Source organism: Streptomyces sp. adm13(2018) (assembly GCF_008042145.1).
GTDB lineage: Bacteria > Actinomycetota > Actinomycetes > Streptomycetales > Streptomycetaceae > Streptomyces.
The window spans coordinates 1-18,506 of record NZ_RDBH01000062.1 but is presented as its reverse complement, the minus strand read 5'-3'; the positions used below and the strand labels follow the sequence as shown (position 1 = coordinate 18,506).

Genomic DNA, 18,506 nt, shown 5'->3' with positions numbered 1-18,506 from the left:
GGCCGCGGGCAGGTCGTCGACACCGCGCTCGCGGACGGCGCCGCCCTGATCTCCACGAAGGAGTTCCGGGCGGCGAGCTGGTGGTGCCCGGCCGCCTCGGCGGCGGTGAGGACCGGGGCCACCCCGGCGTCCACGGCGTCGAAGAGCTTCACCCAGTGCTCGCGGTCCCGGGTCGCGAAGCGGGCCGCGATCAGCTCGCGCAGCGCGGGCCAGGCCTCCGGGTCCGCGCGGTCCGGGAGGCCGTCGGCCCCGGTGAGGCCCAGCTGCTCCAGGAGGTTCTGGTAGAGCCGGGGCTCGATGGCGGCGACCGCGAGGTGGCGGCCGTCGGCGGCGCGGTAGAGGGAGTAGTGCGGGGCGTCGGTGACCGTGTGGTTGCCGGGGACCTCGCGCCACTGGTGGATGAGCGTGGAGATCAGGGCGGCGCCGTCCGCGAGCGCGGTGTCGACGACCTGCCCGCGGCCGGAGCGCTCCCGCTCGTGGAGCGCGGCGAGCAGCGCCTGCACATGGGCGTTGGCGCCGCCGGCGAAGCTGGAGAGGTACGCGGTCGGCGGCAGCAGCGGGTCCCCGGTGGCCGGGTCGGTGTCCAGGGCCCCCGTCAGGGCGAGGACGGCCAGGTCGTGGGCGGCCCGGCCCGCCCACTCGCCCTGCTGGCCCCAGCCGCTGACCCGGCCGTACACCAGGCGCGGGTTGCGGGCGAGGGCCGCCTCCGGTCCGATGCCGAGCCGGTCGGCGACGCCGGGGCGGAAGCCCTCGACCAGGAGGTCCGCGTGCTCGGCGAGCGACAGGGCCTGCTCGACGCCCTCGGGGCTCTTGAGGTCGAGGGCGACCGAACGGCGGCCGCGGGAGAGCGGGTTCTCCGGGGGGCGCGGCTCGTCGGGTCCCGCGGTCCGGCCGGGCGCCCGGTCGACGCGGACGACGTCGGCGCCGAGGCCGGACAGGACGGTGCCGACGAACGCGGTGGGTGCCGAGCCCGCGAATTCCAGTACGCGTACTCCGGTCAGCGGTCCGGCCATGGCCAACTCCTCTGTCTCTCTGCGTCGGTGACGCGTTCCACGCTAGGGCGAGGGGGGTCGTGAGGGACTGCGGAGATCCGTAGCGCCCGGCATTCCGCCGCCCCCGAGACTGGAGGGAATTTCTCCGTTCCCCGATTTCCCGCACCCCCCCTTCTCCGAATCCACTGAATCCCCGACGCAGAAAGGCATGACGAATGGCCGTCGTCTACACCGCTGAGGTCACCTCCACCGGAGACGGGCGCAACGGCGCCGTGCGCTCCTCCGACGGGCTGCTCGACCTTCCGCTCACCAGCCCCAAGGCGGTGGGCGGGTCGGGCACCGCCACCAACCCCGAGCAGCTCTTCGCCGCCGGATACGCCGCCTGCTTCCACAGTGCGCTGCGGGTCTCCGCGCGTGAGTCCAGGGTCGCGCTGACCGACGACACGGTCGTCGCCGCGGTGGGGCTCCACAAGGAGGAGAGCGGATTCCACCTGTCGGTGGTCCTCACCGTCGAACTGCCCGGAATCGACGCCGCCGAGGCCCGCCGGCTGGCGGACGCGGCGCACGCGCGCTGCCCCTACTCGAAGGCCGTCCGGGGGAATGTCGAGGTGCGGGTGGATATCGCCGCCGTGTGATCCGCTCGGAAACGCAGGGAAATCCCCCGTGGCTTTGCCACGGGGGATTTCCCTTTCCTCACCGGGTGAGCGGCCGTCCCGTCCTGGGATCAGGGGGTCGCCGCCGCGGCGGCCGCGGCCGCCGCGGGCAGCGCCTCGATCACCCGGCCCACCGCCCGGTCGTCGTGCGAGGCCGAGACGAACCAGGCCTCGAAGGGCGAGGGCGGCAGGTAGACGCCCCGGCGCAGCAGTTCGTGGAAGAACGGCGTGTAGCGGTACGACTCGGTGGCGCGGACCCCGTCGAAGTCGACGACCTCGTCCTCGGTGAAGAAGACCGAGAACATCGTGCCGGAGTACTGGACCCGGTGGGCCACCCCCTCCTTGGTCAGGGCCGCGGAGACCTCCCGGCCGAGCGTCGCCGAGACCTCGTCGAGCCGCTCGTACACCTCGGAGGTGCTGTGCCGGAGGGTGGCGAGGCCGGCGGCGGTCGCGACCGGGTTCCCGGAGAGCGTGCCCGCCTGGTAGACGGGTCCGGCCGGGGCCAGGTGCGCCATCACGTCGGCGCGGCCGCCGAAGGCCGCCGCCGGGAACCCGCCGCCCATGACCTTGCCGAAGGTCAGCAGGTCGGCGGCGACGCCGTCGCGGCCGTACCAGCCGGAGCGGCTGGCCCGGAAGCCGGTCATCACCTCGTCGGAGACGAGGAGCGCCCCGTGCCGTGCGGTGATCTCCTTCAGGCCCGCGTTGAAGCCGGGCAGCGGGGGCACGGCGCCCATGTTCCCGGGCGCGGCCTCCGTGATGACGGCGGCGATCTCGTCGCCGATCTCCGCGAAGACCTTCTCGACGGCGGCCAGGTCGTTGTACGGCAGGACGATCGTGTCGCTCGCCTGCGCGCCGGTGACGCCCGGGGTGTCGGGGAGGGCGAAGGTGGCGAGGCCGGAGCCGGCCGACGCCAGCAGGGCGTCCACGTGGCCGTGGTAGCAGCCGGCGAACTTCACGACCTTCCCGCGTCCGGTGAAGCCGCGGGCGAGGCGGATCGCGGACATCGTCGCCTCGGTGCCCGAGCTGACCAGGCGGACCTGCTCGACGGGGGCGACCCGCTCGACGATCTCCTCGGCGAGTTCGACCTCCCCGGTGGACGGCGCGCCGAAGGAGGTGCCGCGCCCCAGGGCCCCGGTGACCGCCTCGACGACGGCCGGGTGCCGGTGGCCGAGGATCATCGGACCCCAGGAGCAGATCAGGTCGACGTACTCGTTGCCGTCGGCGTCGGTGAGGTACGGGCCCTGGGCCGAGGCCATGAAGGGCGGCGTGCCGCCGACGGCCCCGAAGGCGCGCACCGGGGAGTTGACGCCGCCGGGGGTGACCCGGCGGGCCCGCTCGAAGAGCGCTCTGCTCGCGTCTCCCGCGCCGCTCATCGCCCGGCCTCCTCGGAGTCCGCGTGGCCGAGGGCCGCGTCGAGGACGACGGCGCCCCGCGGGAGGACCCGGACCGGGTTGAGGTCCAGGGCGAAGCCGGCCGGCCAGTCCTGCACCAGCTCGCCGACCTTGTGGAGGAGGTCGGCGGCGGCCTCGACGTCCACCGCGGCCCGCCCGCGCGCCCCGCCGAGTATCCGCGCGCCGCGCAGTCCGGAGAGGAGGGCGGCCCCCTCGCCGGGGGCGAGGGGCAGGAGGCGGTGGCCGACGTCGTCCAGGACCTCGGTGAAGATGCCGCCGAGTCCCGCGGTGAGGACCGGGCCGAGGTCGGTGGTGTGGACGCCGACGATCAGCTCGACGCCCTCCCCCGCCGGGTCGACCAGTTCCTCGACGAGGACCTGCCCGCCGAGTGCGGCGAGACGGGCGTGGACCTCGGCCGCGGTGTCGGCGGTGACGCCGATCTCCACTCCCCCGGCCTCCGTCTTGTGGAGCAGGCCGGGGACGACGGCCTTGAGCACCGCCGTACCGCCGACCTCGGTGACGGCCCGTACCGCGTCCTCGGCGTCTTCGGCGATCCGGCCGTTCGGGACCGCGATCCCCGCTCCGGCGAGGAGCCGCTTCAGCTCGGGTTCGCCGGCTCCGGCCTCCGGGCCTGCGACGGTCCCGGGGCGCGGAGCGTCGGGCAGCGTCCGAGGGCGGCTGACCTCCCAGAGGGCGGCGGCGGCGCGCAGGGCGCGGGCCGGCGTCGGGTACTCGGGGAGCCCGGCCTCGCGCAGGTCGCGCGGGGCGTCGGGGGCGAGGAAGTCGGCGCCGGTGCGGGCGACGAGGATGGGCTTGCCGCCCTTCTCGGCGGCCCGGGAGAGGGCGTTGACGGCCTTCTCGACGTCGGGTCCCGCCATCACGCAGAAGGCGGCGACGATGATGTCGACGGTGTCGTCGGCGATCAGCACGTCGAGGGAGCGGTCGAACAGCGAGGGGTCGCTGAGGACGGTGGCCGTGATGTCGACGGGGTTGTCGATGGCGCCGAAGGCGGGGACGATCTCGGCGAGCGCCTCCTTGCTGCGCGGTTCGAGGGCGCTGAGCTCCAGGCCGTGGGCCTCGACGGCGTCGGCGGCGAGGATGCCGGAGCCACCGGAGGTGGTGACGACGGCGACCCGGTTGCCGGTGGGGCGCCGCTCGGACTCGAAGACCCGTGCCACGTCGAGGAGTTCGTCGATGTCGTCGACGCGGACGATGCCGAGTCCGCGCAGGGCCGCGTCCAGGACGCGGTCGTCGGTGGCGAGGGCGCCGGTGTGCGAGGCGGCGGCCCGGCCGCCGGCCTCGGTGCGGCCCGACTTGAGCAGGGCGACGGGCTTGCCGGAACCGGCGAGCTCGCGCAGGGTCCCGATGTCCGGGGTGTCCTCCAGGTAGCCCAGGAGACCGGTGACCTCGGGGACGGCGGCGAGTTCGCGGAGCACCTCCAGGGCGGTGACGTCGGCGTCGTTGCCGGTGCTGACGACCCAGCCCGGGCGCAGGCCCCGCTCCAGGGCGAGGCTGGCGGCGCCGAAGCCGAGGGCGCCGCTCTGGCTGACGAAGGCGAGGGTGCCGGGCTCGAAGGGCACGGACTCGGCGCCGAAGAGGGGGCTGAAGGTGGCGAGGACGCGGTTCTCGTAGCCGACGGCGCCGATGCAGTTCGGGCCGATGATCCGCAGGCCTCCGGCGCGGGCCTTGGCGACGATCTCGTCCTGGAGCCGGGCGCCCTCCTCACCGGTCTCGGCGAAGCCGGAGGAGGCGATGACGGCGAGCTTGACGCCGGCGGCGACGCAGTCGTCGACGGCGCCGGCCACCCGCTCGGCGGAGACCATGATCAGGGCCAGGTCGACGGGTCCGGGGGCGTCCTTCACGCTGGGGTACGCGGGGACGCCGAGGATCTCCGGGGAGCGCGGGTTGACCGGCAGGATGCGGCCCTTGTAGCCGTACCGGAGGAGGTAGTCGAGCGGCTTGCGGCCCAGGGCCCCGGGGCGCTCGCTGGCTCCGATGACGGCGATGGATTCGGCTTCCCAGAGAGCCGAGATGTCACTCATGCGATGGCCTCGATCTTCGTCTCGTTCGGGTCGTTCGTACGGGTGGAGCCGGGTGGGGCGGCCTCTCCCGCCTCGGCGGCGGCGAAGAGGCGGGTGAAGGCGGCGATGTGCCGGGCGCCGTCCGGGTCGGCCGCCAGCTCCCGTACCAGGACGGTGGGCTGGTGCAGGGCCTTGTCGACGATGCGCCGTACGCTGCGGTCGATCTCCCGCCGCACCGTGCCGTCGATGCCCTCGAACCCGTCCAGCCGGCGGGCCAGCCGGTCGAGTTCGGCCTCGGCGGCCTCGGTGGCGGCGGTCCGCAGCGCGGTGAGGACCGGCTTGGCGCCGGCCAGCCGCAGACCGGTGCGGAACTGCTCGACCTCGGCGTCGATCAGCTGGTGGGCGGCCTGGACGCTGGCCGTCGAGATCTCGTCCTCCTGGCCCTCCTCCGCGATCCGGCGGAGGTCGACGAAGGTGACGCCGGGCAGTTCGGCCGCGCCGGGGGCGATGTTGTGCGGGAGGGACAGGTCGAGCAGGAACAGCTCGCGGCCGTCCCGGGCGGCGAGCGCCTCCTCGACGTCCCGGGCGGTGACGAGGTGGCCGGTGGCGGCGGTGGCGCCGACGACCACGTCCACCTCGGTCAGCAGCCGGGGCAGGTCCGTGAGGTCGTATCCCGTTCCCCCGGTGGTCTCGGCGAGCCTCTGCGCCTTCTCCGGGGTGCGGTTGGCGACGTGGACGCGGTCGAGGCCGGAGCGGCGCAGCGCGGCGACGACGACGCCGGCGAACGCGCCCGCGCCGATGACCAGGGCGGTCTTGCCGTGCAGGGAGCCGACCCGGCGCTCGAAGAAGCCCAGTCCCGCGGTGGCGAGGGAGCGGCCGGCCTCGTTGAGTCCGGTCTCGTTGCGGGCGCGCTTGCCGACCCGCAGGGCGGTCTGGACGGCCTTGGCGAGGACCCGGCCGGTCCGGTCGAGCCGCTGGGACCGTTCGAGGCCCAGCTTCACCTGGCCGAGGATCTGGTCCTCGCCGACCACGACGGATTCGAGTCCGGAGGCGACGGCGAACAGATGGCGTACGGCTCCGTCGGCGTGGTGGCTGTAGAGGTGCGGGGCGATCTCGGCGTGGTCGACCCCGGTGTGCTCGGCGAACAGCCTTCCGAGCCCGGTGAGTTCGCCCGGGCCGCCGGGGGGGCCGTCGTCCCCGGCGGTGGTGTCGCCCCGGGTCTCGGCGTAGATCTCCAGGCGGTTGCAGGTGGAGACGACGACGGCGGCGTCGATGCCGTCGACGGAGGTGGCGCCGGAGACGAGGTCCTCGGCGGGCCGGTCGGTGCCGGCGAGTCTCTCCAGGAGGTCGAGCGGGGCGCTGGCATGGCTGATGCCGAGGACCAGCATGGTGGAGGACGGGCTCACCGGGTCACCGGTCCAGCGTCTGGGCGAACTCGGAGGCCCAGTAGGTGATGATCTGCGTGGCGCCCGCGCGGTGGATGGAGGCCAGGCTCTCGCGGACGACCTGGTCGCGGTCGATCCAGCCCTTGGCGGCGGCCGCCTCGACCATGGAGTACTCGCCGGAGACCTGGTAGGCGGAGACGGGCACCTGGACGTGGTCGGCGATGAGCCGGACGATGTCGAGGTAGGCGAGGGCGGGCTTCACCATGACGAGGTCGGCGCCCTCGGCGACGTCGAGCGACACCTCCAGGAGGGACTCGCGGATGTTGCCGGGGAACTGCTGGTAGCCCTTGCGGTCGCCGCGCAGGGTGGACTCGACGGCGTCCCGGAACGGGCCGTAGAAGTGCGAGGCGTACTTGGCGGAGTAGCCGAGGATGGCCACGGACTGGTGGCCGGCCCGGTCGAGCGCCTCGCGGATGCGGCGGACCTGGCCGTCCATCATGCCGCTGGGGGCGACGATCTGGGCGCCCGCGTCGGCCTGGACGACGGCGGCCTGGGCGTACAGCTCGATGCTGGCGTCGTTGTCGACGTCGCCGTTCGCGTCCAGGACCCCGGTGTGGCCGTGGTCGGTGTACTCGTCGAGGTTGATGTCGCCGATGATCACGGAGGAGTCGCCGACCTCGGCGACGACGTCGCGCAGGGCGACCTGGAGGATGCCGTCCGGGTCGACCGCGCCGGTGCCGGTGGGGTCCTTGTGCTCGGGGATGCCGAAGAGGATGAGTCCGCCGACCCCGTTGGCGACCGCCTCGGCGGCGGCCTTGCGGAGGGTGTCACGGGTGTGCTGGAACACGCCGGGCATGGAGGGGATCTCGCGCGCCTCGGTGAGGCCCTCGCGGAGGAAGAGGGGCTGGACGAGGTTGGCGGGGCCGACGCGCGTCTCGGCGGCGAACCGGCGCAGCGCGGGTGTGCGGCGCAGCCGGCGGGGGCGGTAATAAGGGGCGGCCGGGTCGGTGGCCGCGGTGTTGCGGCCGTAGGCGTCGTACGTCATGAGCGGGACTCCTTCGAGGGCGTGGCGGCGTACGGAGGCGGGGCGGGGTGGGACAGGGCCGCGGGGGACACGGCATCTCCTAGAGCGCCTCGCCGAGGAACACCTGCTCCAGGTGCTTGGCGACGGGCTCGTCCGGGCGGCTGAACCAGTAGCCGTGGCCGCTGCGCTGGAAGAGCTTGAGCTCTCCGAGCCGGACGAGGGTCTCGGCGAGCTTGACCGCGAGTCCGGCGGGGTCGACGACGGGCAGGCCGTGCAGTTCGTGGATGCCGAGGTGCCAGAGGATCTCGTTGGGGATGCCCTCGGCCGGGATGATGACCTCGGCCCCGGCCCGCGCGGCGCGTTCGGCGGCCGCCGAGTACACCTCGACGAACTGGTCGAAGTGCCCTTCCAGGGAGCGGTGGACGGAGTCCCAGCCGCCGGGGACGACCTCGTACGAGCTGAGCGAGGACTCCAGGCGGTACTGCCGGATGTTGGCCCGGATGGGCTCCTCCAGGGGCGGCATGAACCCGAGGACGCCGAAGCGCTGCCCGGTGAGCGCCGAGAGGAAGAAGGCCGTCTCGCCGTAGCCGAGGGTGGGGATGGAGGCGAGGTGGCGGGCGTCGCGCAGGCCGGGGTCCTGCCCGGCGGCGATCACCCAGGCGTCGTAGCCCTCCCGCTCCGCGACGAGCGCGGACTCGGAGAAGTGGCGGCTGAAGAGGACCTGGGCGGAGTGGTGGCCGACGAGGCCGAAGGGCGTGGCGTCGGGGTAGGTGTCGGCCGGCAGGGTCTTGATGTCGATGGTGGTGCCGGGTGCGGCGATCGCGTCGAGGTGTTCGCGGTACCACTGGTCGAGCAGCGGCAGGCGTCCCTCAACGGTGTGCTTGTGAAACCAGATCCGCATGTGCGTCACCTTTCAGTGGTCGTGGTGCGACGTCGAGAAGTGAGGCTTTGAGCAGGTAGTCGACGGCCGCCCTGGGGTCGGCCGCGGTGCGTCTCAACGAGGCGAGGCGGGCGGGGAGTTCGGCCGGGCTGTCCAGTCCCGCGGTACGGGCCTCGCTGCGGGGCAGGACGGCGGTCTCGACGACCGCGCGGCGGTGTGCGAGGGCCGCGTCCAGCGCCGCCTCGCCCGGGGCGTCGCCCCGCAGGACGGCGGCGAGGGCGCGGGCCGTCTCCACGGCGTCGTGGATGCCGCAGTTCATGTTCAGGCCGCCGGCGGTGGACGTCAGATGGGCGGCGTCCCCGGCGAACAGCACGCGGCCGGCCCGGTAGCGGGGCAGCAGGAACCGGGCGAGCCGGTAGGTGTGCGCCTCGGCGATCCGTACGGACCTCCCGGCGGCGCCGGGCAGGGCCTGCTCGACCCGGGCCCGGACGGCTTCGGGCGCGAGCACGGCGTCCCGGTCGGTGCCGCGCGGGATCCGGAAGATCAGCCGCCAGTGGTCGGGCATCCCCAGGGCGCTGAACGAGGCCCGGCTGTCGCGGACGTAGCTGAGCGGGGCGAGTCCGGGGACCAGTTCGTCGAGCGGCGTCCCGGTGACGACGCGGAGCGCGTAGTCGGGGTACTCCTGGGCGCTGCCGGGCAGCCCGGCGAGTTCGCGCAGCCGGCTGCGGCTGCCGTCGGCCGCCAGGACGTACGGGTGGCGGGTGACGGTGACCCGCCCGGCCGCGTCCTCGGCGCGCAACCGCACCTCGTCCCCGCCGCCGACGGTCTCGGCCCCGGTGACGGTGGTGCCGAAGCGCACCTCGGCGAGTCCGGTGGCCGCCAGCTCGGCGAGCAGCAGCGGGGTGAGCCGGGCCTGTTCGACGTGGAGCCGGTACGGGTGGCCGGTGTGCCCGGCGAGCACCGCGTAGTCCAGCTCGGCGTGGACGAGGCCGTCCAGGTCGCGCCATTGGACGCGGTCGACCGTACGGCCCTGGCGGCGCAGCGCGGCGGCGACGCCGAGCTCGTCGAGGAGGTCGAGGGTGGAGGGGTGGAAGGTGGACGCGCGGGACTCGGTGGCCAGTGACGTCCGGGACTCCAGGAGCGTGACGCGGACGCCGCTTCGGGCCAGGACGAGGGCGGCGGTGAGGCCCACGGGCCCGGCCCCGACGACCGCGACGGGGGCGTGGGGGGCGCTGCCGCCGCTCACGGCACGGCCACGGCTGCGGCACCGGCTTCGGCGCCGCGATCGGCGCCCGGTGCGGCCGGTGCGGTCGATGCGGTCGGTGCGGCCGCTCCTGTGCCGGTCCGCTCGGCGAGCCGGCGCAACAGCGGATGGGCGTCGGGGCCTTCGGCGGGCAGACCGAGTGCGTCCCGGGCCCACCAGGCGCTCGCCAGGTTGGAGGTGAGGAGGGTGCGCCCGTTGTCCCGGCCGAGTTCGGCGAGGGCGTCGAAGGTGAACATGCCGGTGCCGGTGAACAGCAGCGCGGCGTCCTCAGGGAGTTCGGCCTCCCGGACCTGGGCGACCAGCTCCTCGGTGGTCACGTCGTACGGGGAGAAGCGGGCGCCGGCCCGGATCTTGACCACCCGGTCGACCGTGAGTCCGGCCGACTCCCAGTAGGCGTGTGAGAGTTCGGTGAGCCAGGGCTCGTACGGCGAGACGAGGACGAGCTGCTCGGCGCCGACGGCCCGCGCCGTGTCGAGGATGGCGAGCGCCGCCGACCGGACGGGGGCGCCCACCTGCTCGGAGAGCTCGGCGCAGAGGGCCCGGTCGCCGTCGGGGGTCAGCAGGTAGTGCGAGCCGGTGCAGGAGACGACGGCCGCGTCGAGGCGCAGCCCGCCGAAACTCGCCAGGACGTCGGGAAGTACGTCGTTGTACGTCGCGAGCCGGCCGCGGAGGTCCTTTCCGGGCAGGACCGGGAAGCGTGCGGTGTGGACATTGAATGCGGGGCTGACGAGGCCGCCGATCTCGGGTTCGGCCGCGGCGTTTCCCGAAGGAACCACCACACCGAGTCGCGGCGCCGAATGCAGAGCCATGAACCAGTCACTCCCATCCGTCGGTGCCATTGACATCACCGTACGAGCGGGACGCACCGCACATCGATACGGGATTCCGCACCCGTGGCCGGATTCACCTCCCGGGTGCGGAGTTCCGTACCGCGAAAAGCAGCGGCGCCGCACCGTGAATACGGTGCGGCGCCGCTGCGTCCGAAATGCGAGACGAAATCAGAAACGGAAACGGAACTCAGTTCGCCCGGGCGGCCTCGGCGATGAATTCGTCGATCTTGGCCCGCCGGGTCAGTCCACCGTTGACGGCCCAGTTCCCCTCCGGGATCTCGTTCACGACGAGCCAGACGACGGTGTCGGGCCCGGTCGCCTCCTGGACGTGCCGGGTGACCTCGACCGAGAGGGCCTCGTTGCGCTCCGGGGTGAGGAAGCCCTCCAGGGGCGTCACGACGACGAGGACCCCGGGGGCGGTGCCGGCTCCCGTGGCCGCGAACCCCTTGGCGGTCTCGCGGACGTACACCCAGGTGGCCGCGGCGAAGAAGTCGGTACGGGGCAGCTCCATGGCCGTCAGCACGGAGTCGGCGACCTGCTGCTGCAGGACCTCCGCGGCGGCCTCGGAGAGGGTGCCCCCGGGAACGGTTATCTCGACAAGCGGCATGGCGAACTCCCCCAGGTGGATGGGTGCGGAATCAGGCGGGATCAGGCGTGATCAGGAAGGGACGGCGCCCGGAGAGGGGCGGGTCCCGGGAAGGGGCGGGCCCCGGGAAGGGACGGGCCCCGGAAGGGAACGAGCCCGGGACGGGCCGGTCGTGCGCGGCGGCACGGCGGCGCGGCGGTCAGCAGGCCACCGCGGCCTCGAAACGGTCGATCGCGGCGGCGAGCTGGGCGCGCCGGCGAATGTCGAGCTTGCGGTAGATCCGGGTGATGTGGAGCTCCACGGCCCGGGTCGACACCGTGAACGACTCGGCGATCTGTTTGTTGGTCAGGCCGTCGAGCATCATCGTGGCGATGCGCCGCTCGTGGGCGGTCAGATCCTCACGGACGGCGACATCCTCGCGTACGGCGGCCACCACACGGGCGGCCGGCGGGGCGGGCGTCGCGACGCCCCCGCGTATTCGCTCGTGGGTCCCGGCGCCGCCGGTGGAGCGTTCGAGACCGGCGAGCACCACGTGCCCCATGACCGCGTTCCATTCGCGGACCCGTAACTCTCCGACGACCTGGGCCTGGGCGTAGGGATCGGCGTACAGAACCCGTAAGAGGGTTCCGCGGTCCCTGGCCTCGCAGACCAGGAGTTCCCCGGTACCGTCCCGCCAGGGCCCTCCGCCGAGCAGGATGCCGCGGGCGGCCATCCTTTTCCAATAGGCCCGGTGAGCTTCTCCGAAACTCAACCGGTCCGTCTCATGACCACGGAAAACGAGTTCGACCACAAAAGCCACGTGCGACTCCCCCATAAAAGGCCGGGTGTTTCCACTCGTGACGCTACCACCCCTCACCCGCCCCATGAATGAACACAATGTTGCGGGCGGCGGCCCGGCTATTTCTGAGGGAATCGGGCGGCTAATCGGCCGCCGCTGGGGCCGGTACGGGGGCGGCCCCGGGAGCCGGTTCGGCCGCGGGCCTCGGCTTGCGCCGGAGCAGTCCCGTGGCCGCGAGGACCGCGACGGCCCCGACCCAGACGGTCCAGCCGAGGGGCTCGTCGAGGACGAGGGCGCCCAGGACGACGGCGACGGCGGTCATCAGATAGGTGACCGTGGAGGCCACGGTGGGGCCGTCCTTGATGATCAGCTCGAAGTTGAGCAGGGCGGCGAAGCCGGTGCAGACCACGCCCAGGACGAGGACGGAGATCACCGAGTCGGTGCGCCAGGTGATGGTCTGGAGTCCCAGGAAGGGGAAGGCGACCAGGAGCAGGACGGTGGCGGCGCCGAGCTGGCCGCCCGCGAGCATCAGCGGCGGAATGCCCCTGCCCACCAGGTACTTGCCCATGTACGCGAAGCTGGCACCGAAGCTGATGGAGCCGAGGACGAAGCAGAGGATGCTCCAACCGGTGCCTGCCGAGGAGGAGTTCCAGGGCGAGGCGATGAGCGCGGTGCCCCCGAGGCCGAGGAGCACGCCGCCGGCCTTGAATCCGGAGACCCGCTTCTCCTGGCCGAGCAGGAACGCGGCGGCCAGGGTCCAGATCGGCGCGCTGCCGTTGACGACGGCGGCGACGCTGCTCGACCCCTCGATCTCCCCCTCGGCGTAGAGGGTCCACGGGATGGCGTTGCCGAGGAGCGCGGCGACGGTCAGATGTCCCCAGGTGGCGGCCTCCTTGGGGAGCCGGAGTCCGCGGGCGTAGCCGATGGCGAGGATGACGACGGCTCCGAGGGCGAGCCGGATCAGCACCATCTGGACGGGTGAGAAGCCGTATCCGGCGATCTTGATCCACAGGAAGACGGAGCCCCAGATGAGGCTCAGTGCGGCCAGCCGTGTGTAGGTGGCTTTGGACATGGGTGTTTCCCGCTCTCCGAAGGCAGACAGGGCTCGGCAAGGAGTTGGAAAGGAAGGGTGAGGAGGACGCGCGGAGCGCTCCGCGGTACGGGATCGAGCCTCGCACCGGCGGTCCGGCGGGTCCAGCAACGGCTCGTGGACGGTACCGTCCACGAGCCGTGGCGAATCGCGTTTCCGCAGGTCACAGCGGACGTGACAGGTGCCGCCCGCGGTGCGTGCTCAGCCTGCGACGGCCGCCCTGGCCGCCGACCGCAGCGCGTCGAGGACCGCGGCGATCTCCGGGGAGGTCTGGCTGCCCTCCCGTACGGCGGCGAAGACCGTCCGCGAGGGCGCCCGCTCGCTGAACGCGCGGATCGTTACCTCGGGCCGCGGGACCGGCTTGGCGAGGCGGGGCACCAGCGCGACCCCGAGGCCGAGCCGCACCGCCGCGAGCGTGGCGTCCCAGTCGCCGATGGCGTGGGAGGCCTGCGGGGTGAACCCGGCCGCCGTACACGCGGCGACGCCGATGTCGTGACAGAGGCCGGTCGTGGCGAAGATCCAGGTCTCGTCGGACAGGTCGGCGAGGAGCAGCCGTTCGCTGTCGAGGAGCCGGTGGCCGGCCGGGAGGGCGATGTCGAAGGGGTCGTCGCAGAGGACGACCCGGTGGAAGCGCCCGTCCGAACCGGCGTCGCGGGCTCCGGCGTCGCGCGCACCGCCGACCGGTCCGGCCACGGAGCCGCCGAGCGACCCCGCCGCCGAGCCGCCGCCGGAGCCGCCGACCGGTCCGTCCACCGAGCCGCCGGCGTGCCCGTACCCGCTCCCGCTCCCGCTCCCGCTACCCTTGGCTCCCGGGACCGGCGCGGGCCGGGTGGTGTCCGCGGAGATGACGACGTCCGTCTCCCCCCGCTGGAGCAGCGAGAAGCTCTCCGGCGGGTCGACCTCGGCCAGCGAGGTCCGCAGCAGCGGCCGGGTCTCCCGCAGCCGGGCCACCGCGGGCAGGATGAGCGCCGAGAGGGTGGTCGAGAAGCCGGCGATCGCCACCTCGCCCCGCTCGCCGGCCTGGTGGGCGGCCAGTTCCGCGCGCAACTGCTCGACCTGGCGGAAGACGGCGTCGGCGTGCCGCAGGACGATCCGCGCGGCCCCGGTGAGCCGCAGCCGCCGTCCGGACGGTTCGGTGAGCTGGACGCCCAGCTCCCGACCGAGCGCGCTGATCTGCTGCGAGACGGCCTGGGGGGTGAGGTGCAGGGCCCGGGCGGCCGCGCTGACGGTGCCGCGCTCGCTGAGCTCCCTCAGCACCCGCAGCTTCCGCAGGTCCGGATCGTTCATGTCGCGCGCCCCCTCCCGCCGTTCGGTCATCGTACGCAGCCGGCGTCCACGTCGATGACCTCCTTGACCAGCGCCTCCAGGACGTCGAGGTCCCGGGCGGTGCGGCCCGCCTCGCGTCGGTCCCCCGGATAGGTGGGGTCGAGGACGACGGCCCGCGCGCCGAGGTCCTGGAGGAGTCCCAGGTCGTCGGCGATCTGCGCCGCCGTGCCCTCGCCGAGCAGGCGGCCGGGGCCCAACGGCCGTGAGGTGACCCGAAGCTTGATCCGGGGGCAGAGGTCGGGGACGGGCCGCTCGTGCTCCTCGGCGACCTGGCGGAGCGCGGGCAGCCCGACGCCCAGGAGCCAGTCGCCGGAGACCGAGGTGGGGTGCCAGGCGTCGCCGAGCCGGACGGCCCGGCGGAGCGCGCCGTAGCTGTGGCCGCCGACCCAGACCGGCGGACCGGGCCGCTGCACGGGCAGCGGCCCGGTGTGCACCTCGCGGAAGGAGACGTGGGCGCCGTCGAAGGAGGCCACCTCGTCGGCCCAACAGGCCTTGATGGCGGCGAGGTACTCGTCGCTGATCGCCCCCCGCTTGCGGTACGGGACGTCGAGGACGGCGAACTCCCGGGCGGCCCAGCCGGCGGCGGCGCCGAAGACGAGCCGGCCGTTGCTGAACCGGTCGATGTTGGCGGCGACGCGGGCCGTGTGCACGGGATGCCGGTACGGGAGGATCGTCACCGTGGTCCCGAGCCCGACGGTCCTGGTGACGCCCGCGAGCCAGGCCAGGGTCGCGAAGGGGTCGTAGAACGGGGCGGGGAAGAGGTGCTGCACGTCCGGGGTGAGGGCGACGTGGTCGGAGACCATCGCGTAGTGGTAGCCCATCGACTCGACCCGCAGCGCCCAGTCGGCGAGGGCGTCGGGGGTGGCCTCGGGGCCGTAGTTGGGCAGATTGACGCCGAACTTCATGGCGTGTTCCTTTCCAGGGCCTCGGCCGCGGGCGCACCACCCGCGGCTCCGGTCCCGTTCGTGTCACGGTGGTCGGTCGCGGTGCCGCGCCCGCCGGCCCCGGCGTCACGCGGGCCCGGCCCGGCGTCCCGGCCGTCGGCCCCCGCGCCGGAGGGTGCGGCGGGTCCGGAGGCTCCGGCGGGAGCGGCCGCCCCGCGCACCGCGACGAGGTGGAAGAGGACTCCCGCGAGCGCGACCCCGGCGGCGGGGAGCGGGAGCCAGCGGGCGTCGAGCCCGTGGGCGAGGGCGAGTCCGCCGAGGGCGGAGCCGACGGCGCCGCCGAGGTAGGTGGCGGAGCTGTTGAGGCCGACGGCGGCGGGGCCCGCTCCCTCCACCGCTTCGCCCGCGAGCAGCCGGTGCTGCTGGGGCACGACGAAGGCCCAGCCGACCGCGCCCCACACGAGCAGGGGCAGCAGGACGAGGCCGGGGACGGCCCCGGACCACGGCAGCAGGGTCAGCGCGGCGGCGAGGGTGCCGAGCAGGGCGACGGCCAGCAGGGCGGGCCGCCCGGTCCGGTCGACGAGGGTGCCGGCGAGGAGGCTGCCGCAGACCCCGCCGATGCCCCAGACCCAGAGGTACGGCACGGCGCTGCCGACGTCGGCGACCCGGTGCAGGACCGGTTCCAGATACGTGTAGAGCCCGAGGCTGGCGACGGTCTGGGTGAAGGTGACGGCGACGACCACGGCGACCCGGGGCCGGGCGAGGGCGGCGAACCGGGACCTCAGCGAGGGCGCCGCCGCTCCGCGGACCGGCGGAAGCCCGGCGCCGACCCCGGCGAGCGCGACCGCGCCGAGACCGGTGATCAGCCACAGGGCGGCGCGCCAGCCCGCGTCGGCCGCCACGAGCAGGCCGAGCGGCACGCCCAGGACCGTGCCCGCGCTCATGCCGCCGAGGACCAGGCCGAGGGCGCGCCCGCGCCGTTCGGGCGGCACGAGCGCGACGGCGGCGGTGGCCGCGGCGGGGGTGAACAGCCCCGCCGCGGCGCCGGCCAGGGCGCGGGTGCCGAGGAGCCCGGCGTACGAACCGGTCAGCGCGGTACCGGCGTTGGCGACGACGAAGACCACCAGCGCGGTCACCAGGACCGTGCGGGTGCCCCAGCGGGCGAGGACCGCCGAGAAGAGCGGTGCGGCCAGGGCGTAACAGAGGGTGAAGACGGTGACGGACTGTCCGGCGAGGGAGACGGACACCCCCAGGTCGGCGCCGATGTCCGGGAGCAGCCCCGCCATCGCGTAGGCGTCGGTCCCCATGGCGAAGGAGCCCAGCGCCAGCAGGGCCACCGCACGCGTGCCGCCCATCACGTCCCTTTCGGTTCCGGTCGGTTCCAGGTCCGCCCGTGTCGTACGGAGCGGCCCTCCGGACGCTACTGATCGCGCGCGGCGGACGGGGGCCGCAGCGCCGAAGTGGGTTCGGAGTCCCGCAGCCACGGACCCCCGCCCCTCTGGAATCGGCCGGTCACCGGCCTACGGTGGACCGATCGAGGAACCCCCGGAGGGAGTCCACCGTGCTCGACCTGTCCGTCATCAACGCGATGTTCCCGCCCGATCTGCCGGAACCGGACGACTGGGAGCGCCGCTTCCCGCCGCGCGCCCTGCCGGAGGGCGCCGAGGTGACGCGTTTCGCCCCGAGCCCCACCGGTCACCTGCACATCGGCGGCCTCTACACGGCGGCCGTCGCGCGCGCCCTGGCCCACCAGTCGGGCGGTGTGTACGTGCTGCGCGTCGAGGACACCGACCGTTCGCGCCAAGTGGCGGGCGCCGCGGAGGAGTTCTCCCGGCTGCTCGCGGCCTTCGGGCTCGCGCCCGACGAGGGCGGGGTCGCAGGTGACGGGGAGTGGGGCCCGTACCTCCAGTCGGAGCGCCGGGACGTCTACCTCAGCCAGGTGCGCGAACTGCTGCGGCGGGACCGCGCGTACCCCTGCTTCTGCGACAAGGAGCGGCTGGCCCGCAGTGCGGTGGAGCAGCGCGCGGGCCGCTCGCCGATCGGCTACTACGGCCGGTGGGCGCCCTGCCGGACGCTCGCCCCGGAGGAGGCGGCGCGACGGCTGTCGGCCGGCGAGCCGTACGTCGTGCGGTTCCGCTGCCCGTACGAGTTCCCCGGCCGGGTCCGGTTCACGGACCGGATCCGCGCGGGCGTCACCCTGCAGGACAACGGCAACGACATCGTGCTGCTCAAGTCCTCCCAGGAGGAACTCCCCCTGCCCACATACCACTTGGCGCATGTGGTGGACGACCACCTGATGCGGGTCTCGCTGGTGGTGCGCGGCGAGGAGTGGCTGTCCTCGACGCCGGTCCACCTCCAGCTGCACGCGGCGCTGGGCTTCGAACCGCCCGCGTACGCGCACCTGGCTCCGCTCATGAAGGCCGAGGGGCCCTCGCGGCGCAAGCTCAGCAAGCGCAAGGACCCCGAGGCGTCGGTGGACTACTACCTGGCCGCCGGGTATCCGCCGGCGGCCGTCCAGCACTACCTGCGGGGCCTGGCCAACATCCGGCTCATGGACGTGCCCACCGCCGTGGCGCTCGCCGCCCCCGTCCGGCTCGACGCCATGCGCCCCTCCGGACCGCTGCTCGATCTGCCCAAACTGCACTCGCTGAGCCGGGAGTTCATCGCCTCGCTGAGTCCCGACGAGCTGTACGGGCAGCTGCTCGCCTGGGCGCGGGAGTACGACCCGGAGCTCGGCGCCGTCCTCGCCGGGCAGCGGGGGCTCGCCCTGGCCGCGCTGGCGGCGGGCCGGCCCGAGGGGGCGCCCGCCCGCAAGGACCTGGACCGCTGGTCCTGCTTCCGGGACCGCTACGGCTTCTTCTTCGCGGAGCTGTTCGGCCCGCCCCCGGCCCCCGACGACGACCGCTACGGCGGCCTGGCCCCGGAGCTCGTACGCCGGATCGCCGCCGACTTCGCCTCCGATTTCGCCGCCGGGGTGGGCCGGGAGACGGCCGTCGCGACGCCGGACGCGTGGTACGGCGCGCTCCGCGCGCTGGCGGGGCGGCACGGGCACGCCCCGGACACGGCCTCCTGGCGCCGGGACCCCGGCCGCTGGGCGGGGCCGCCGCGGGTGGTCGCGAACGTGGTGCGGGTCGCGCTGACCGGCGCCACCCGCAGTCCCGACCTGTTCGCCGTGGCCCGGGCGCTGGGCCCGGCGGAGGTGCTGCGCCGCCTCACCGCCGTGGCGGGATGAGGCGAGACGGACGCGTCCCCCGGGAGGGCGGCCCGGCACGCCTCCCGCCGGTCTCCTCCTCCGGGCCGGCCGGTCCACCGGGGCCGTGCGCTCCGGCGTACGGGGCGGGTAGGGGGCCGAGCGGCGGTGGGCGGCACGCGGGCGCGTTCGGTGCGGTCACGGGTACTCCC

Annotated in this window: 16 protein-coding genes; 2 read left to right on the top strand and 14 right to left on the bottom strand. The window is 74.2% G+C overall.

Annotated features, from left to right (window positions below):
- Nucleotides 1-1,013: CaiB/BaiF CoA transferase family protein (locus EAO70_RS05575; RefSeq protein WP_148001893.1), on the bottom strand; the 1,013-nt coding region annotated here is incomplete at its 3' end.
- Nucleotides 1,014-1,207: 194 nt separating this feature from the next.
- On the opposite strand from EAO70_RS05575, the gene EAO70_RS05570 reads away from it, so the two are divergent.
- Entirely contained in the window at nt 1,208-1,627 is a 420-nt protein-coding gene (locus tag EAO70_RS05570) for an organic hydroperoxide resistance protein (protein WP_148001892.1), read from the top strand.
- Nucleotides 1,628-1,716: 89 nt separating this feature from the next.
- On the opposite strand, the gene hemL is transcribed toward EAO70_RS05570, so the two are convergent.
- From hemL to EAO70_RS05500, 13 genes are all read right to left on the bottom strand, one after another.
- Nucleotides 1,717-3,018 (bottom strand): glutamate-1-semialdehyde 2,1-aminomutase, encoded by a 1,302-nt coding sequence (hemL, locus tag EAO70_RS05565; RefSeq protein ID WP_148001891.1) that lies wholly within the window; start codon nt 3,016-3,018, stop codon nt 1,717-1,719.
- On the bottom strand, nt 3,015-5,078 hold the full coding sequence (locus tag EAO70_RS05560; RefSeq protein WP_148001890.1) for an acetate--CoA ligase family protein: 2,064 nt from the start codon (nt 5,076-5,078) through the stop codon (nt 3,015-3,017). Before EAO70_RS05560 ends, hemL begins: the two co-directional genes overlap by 4 nt.
- On the bottom strand, nt 5,075-6,463 hold the full coding sequence (hemA, locus tag EAO70_RS05555) for a glutamyl-tRNA reductase (RefSeq protein WP_148001889.1): 1,389 nt from the start codon (nt 6,461-6,463) through the stop codon (nt 5,075-5,077). The genes EAO70_RS05560 and hemA overlap by 4 nt, the downstream gene beginning before the upstream one ends.
- Before the next feature lie 4 nt (nt 6,464-6,467).
- Nucleotides 6,468-7,487, bottom strand: coding sequence for a porphobilinogen synthase (hemB, locus tag EAO70_RS05550; RefSeq protein WP_148001888.1), 1,020 nt, complete (start codon nt 7,485-7,487; stop codon nt 6,468-6,470).
- 79 nt (nt 7,488-7,566) lie between these two features.
- The gene (locus EAO70_RS05545) at nt 7,567-8,367 is read right to left on the bottom strand and encodes an aspartate/glutamate racemase family protein (protein ID WP_148001887.1); all 801 of its coding nucleotides are present in this window, start codon (nt 8,365-8,367) and stop codon (nt 7,567-7,569) included.
- Entirely contained in the window at nt 8,336-9,592 is a 1,257-nt protein-coding gene (locus tag EAO70_RS05540) for an FAD-dependent oxidoreductase (protein ID WP_148001886.1), read from the bottom strand. Before EAO70_RS05540 ends, EAO70_RS05545 begins: the two co-directional genes overlap by 32 nt.
- Entirely contained in the window at nt 9,589-10,419 is an 831-nt protein-coding gene (locus EAO70_RS05535) for an arylmalonate decarboxylase (RefSeq protein ID WP_261992685.1), read from the bottom strand. The genes EAO70_RS05540 and EAO70_RS05535 overlap by 4 nt, the downstream gene beginning before the upstream one ends.
- Before the next feature lie 208 nt (nt 10,420-10,627).
- Entirely contained in the window at nt 10,628-11,047 is a 420-nt protein-coding gene (locus EAO70_RS05530; RefSeq protein WP_148001885.1) for a tautomerase family protein, read from the bottom strand.
- A gap of 178 nt (nt 11,048-11,225) precedes the next feature.
- Nucleotides 11,226-11,840: a LuxR C-terminal-related transcriptional regulator gene (locus EAO70_RS05525; protein WP_261992684.1), complete on the bottom strand. Its 615-nt coding sequence runs from the start codon at nt 11,838-11,840 to the stop codon at nt 11,226-11,228.
- 106 nt (nt 11,841-11,946) lie between these two features.
- Nucleotides 11,947-12,876, bottom strand: coding sequence for a DMT family transporter (locus EAO70_RS05520; protein WP_148001883.1), 930 nt, complete (start codon nt 12,874-12,876; stop codon nt 11,947-11,949).
- 219 nt (nt 12,877-13,095) lie between these two features.
- Nucleotides 13,096-14,181: a LysR substrate-binding domain-containing protein gene (locus EAO70_RS38910; RefSeq protein WP_261992683.1), complete on the bottom strand. Its 1,086-nt coding sequence runs from the start codon at nt 14,179-14,181 to the stop codon at nt 13,096-13,098.
- A gap of 26 nt (nt 14,182-14,207) precedes the next feature.
- Nucleotides 14,208-15,125 (bottom strand): TIGR03619 family F420-dependent LLM class oxidoreductase, encoded by a 918-nt coding sequence (locus tag EAO70_RS05505; RefSeq protein WP_148001882.1) that lies wholly within the window; start codon nt 15,123-15,125, stop codon nt 14,208-14,210.
- Nucleotides 15,122-16,459: an MFS transporter gene (locus EAO70_RS05500; RefSeq protein ID WP_148001881.1), complete on the bottom strand. Its 1,338-nt coding sequence runs from the start codon at nt 16,457-16,459 to the stop codon at nt 15,122-15,124. The genes EAO70_RS05505 and EAO70_RS05500 overlap by 4 nt, the downstream gene beginning before the upstream one ends.
- A gap of 206 nt (nt 16,460-16,665) precedes the next feature.
- Between EAO70_RS05500 and EAO70_RS05495 the strand changes: the two genes are divergently transcribed.
- Entirely contained in the window at nt 16,666-18,336 is a 1,671-nt protein-coding gene (locus EAO70_RS05495) for a glutamate--tRNA ligase (protein WP_148001880.1), read from the top strand.
- Nucleotides 18,337-18,506: the final 170 nt, after the last annotated feature.

What these genes read in the sequence shown, in the direction of transcription:
- EAO70_RS05535 (WP_261992685.1), bottom strand. Translation starts at nt 10,419, where the DNA reads ATGGCTCTGCATTCGGCGCCGCGACTCGGTGTGGTGGTTCCTTCGGGA.
- EAO70_RS05525 (WP_261992684.1), bottom strand. Translation starts at nt 11,840, where the DNA reads ATGGGGGAGTCGCACGTGGCTTTTGTGGTCGAACTCGTTTTCCGTGGT.
- hemB (WP_148001888.1), bottom strand. Translation starts at nt 7,487, where the DNA reads ATGACGTACGACGCCTACGGCCGCAACACCGCGGCCACCGACCCGGCC.
- hemL (WP_148001891.1), bottom strand. Translation starts at nt 3,018, where the DNA reads ATGAGCGGCGCGGGAGACGCGAGCAGAGCGCTCTTCGAGCGGGCCCGC.
- EAO70_RS05570 (WP_148001892.1), top strand. Translation starts at nt 1,208, where the DNA reads ATGGCCGTCGTCTACACCGCTGAGGTCACCTCCACCGGAGACGGGCGC.
- EAO70_RS05500 (WP_148001881.1), bottom strand. Translation starts at nt 16,459, where the DNA reads ATGGGCGGCACGCGTGCGGTGGCCCTGCTGGCGCTGGGCTCCTTCGCC.
- EAO70_RS05505 (WP_148001882.1), bottom strand. Translation starts at nt 15,125, where the DNA reads ATGAAGTTCGGCGTCAATCTGCCCAACTACGGCCCCGAGGCCACCCCC.
- EAO70_RS05520 (WP_148001883.1), bottom strand. Translation starts at nt 12,876, where the DNA reads ATGTCCAAAGCCACCTACACACGGCTGGCCGCACTGAGCCTCATCTGG.
- EAO70_RS05560 (WP_148001890.1), bottom strand. Translation starts at nt 5,078, where the DNA reads ATGAGTGACATCTCGGCTCTCTGGGAAGCCGAATCCATCGCCGTCATC.
- EAO70_RS38910 (WP_261992683.1), bottom strand. Translation starts at nt 14,181, where the DNA reads ATGAACGATCCGGACCTGCGGAAGCTGCGGGTGCTGAGGGAGCTCAGC.
- EAO70_RS05545 (WP_148001887.1), bottom strand. Translation starts at nt 8,367, where the DNA reads ATGCGGATCTGGTTTCACAAGCACACCGTTGAGGGACGCCTGCCGCTG.
- EAO70_RS05530 (WP_148001885.1), bottom strand. Translation starts at nt 11,047, where the DNA reads ATGCCGCTTGTCGAGATAACCGTTCCCGGGGGCACCCTCTCCGAGGCC.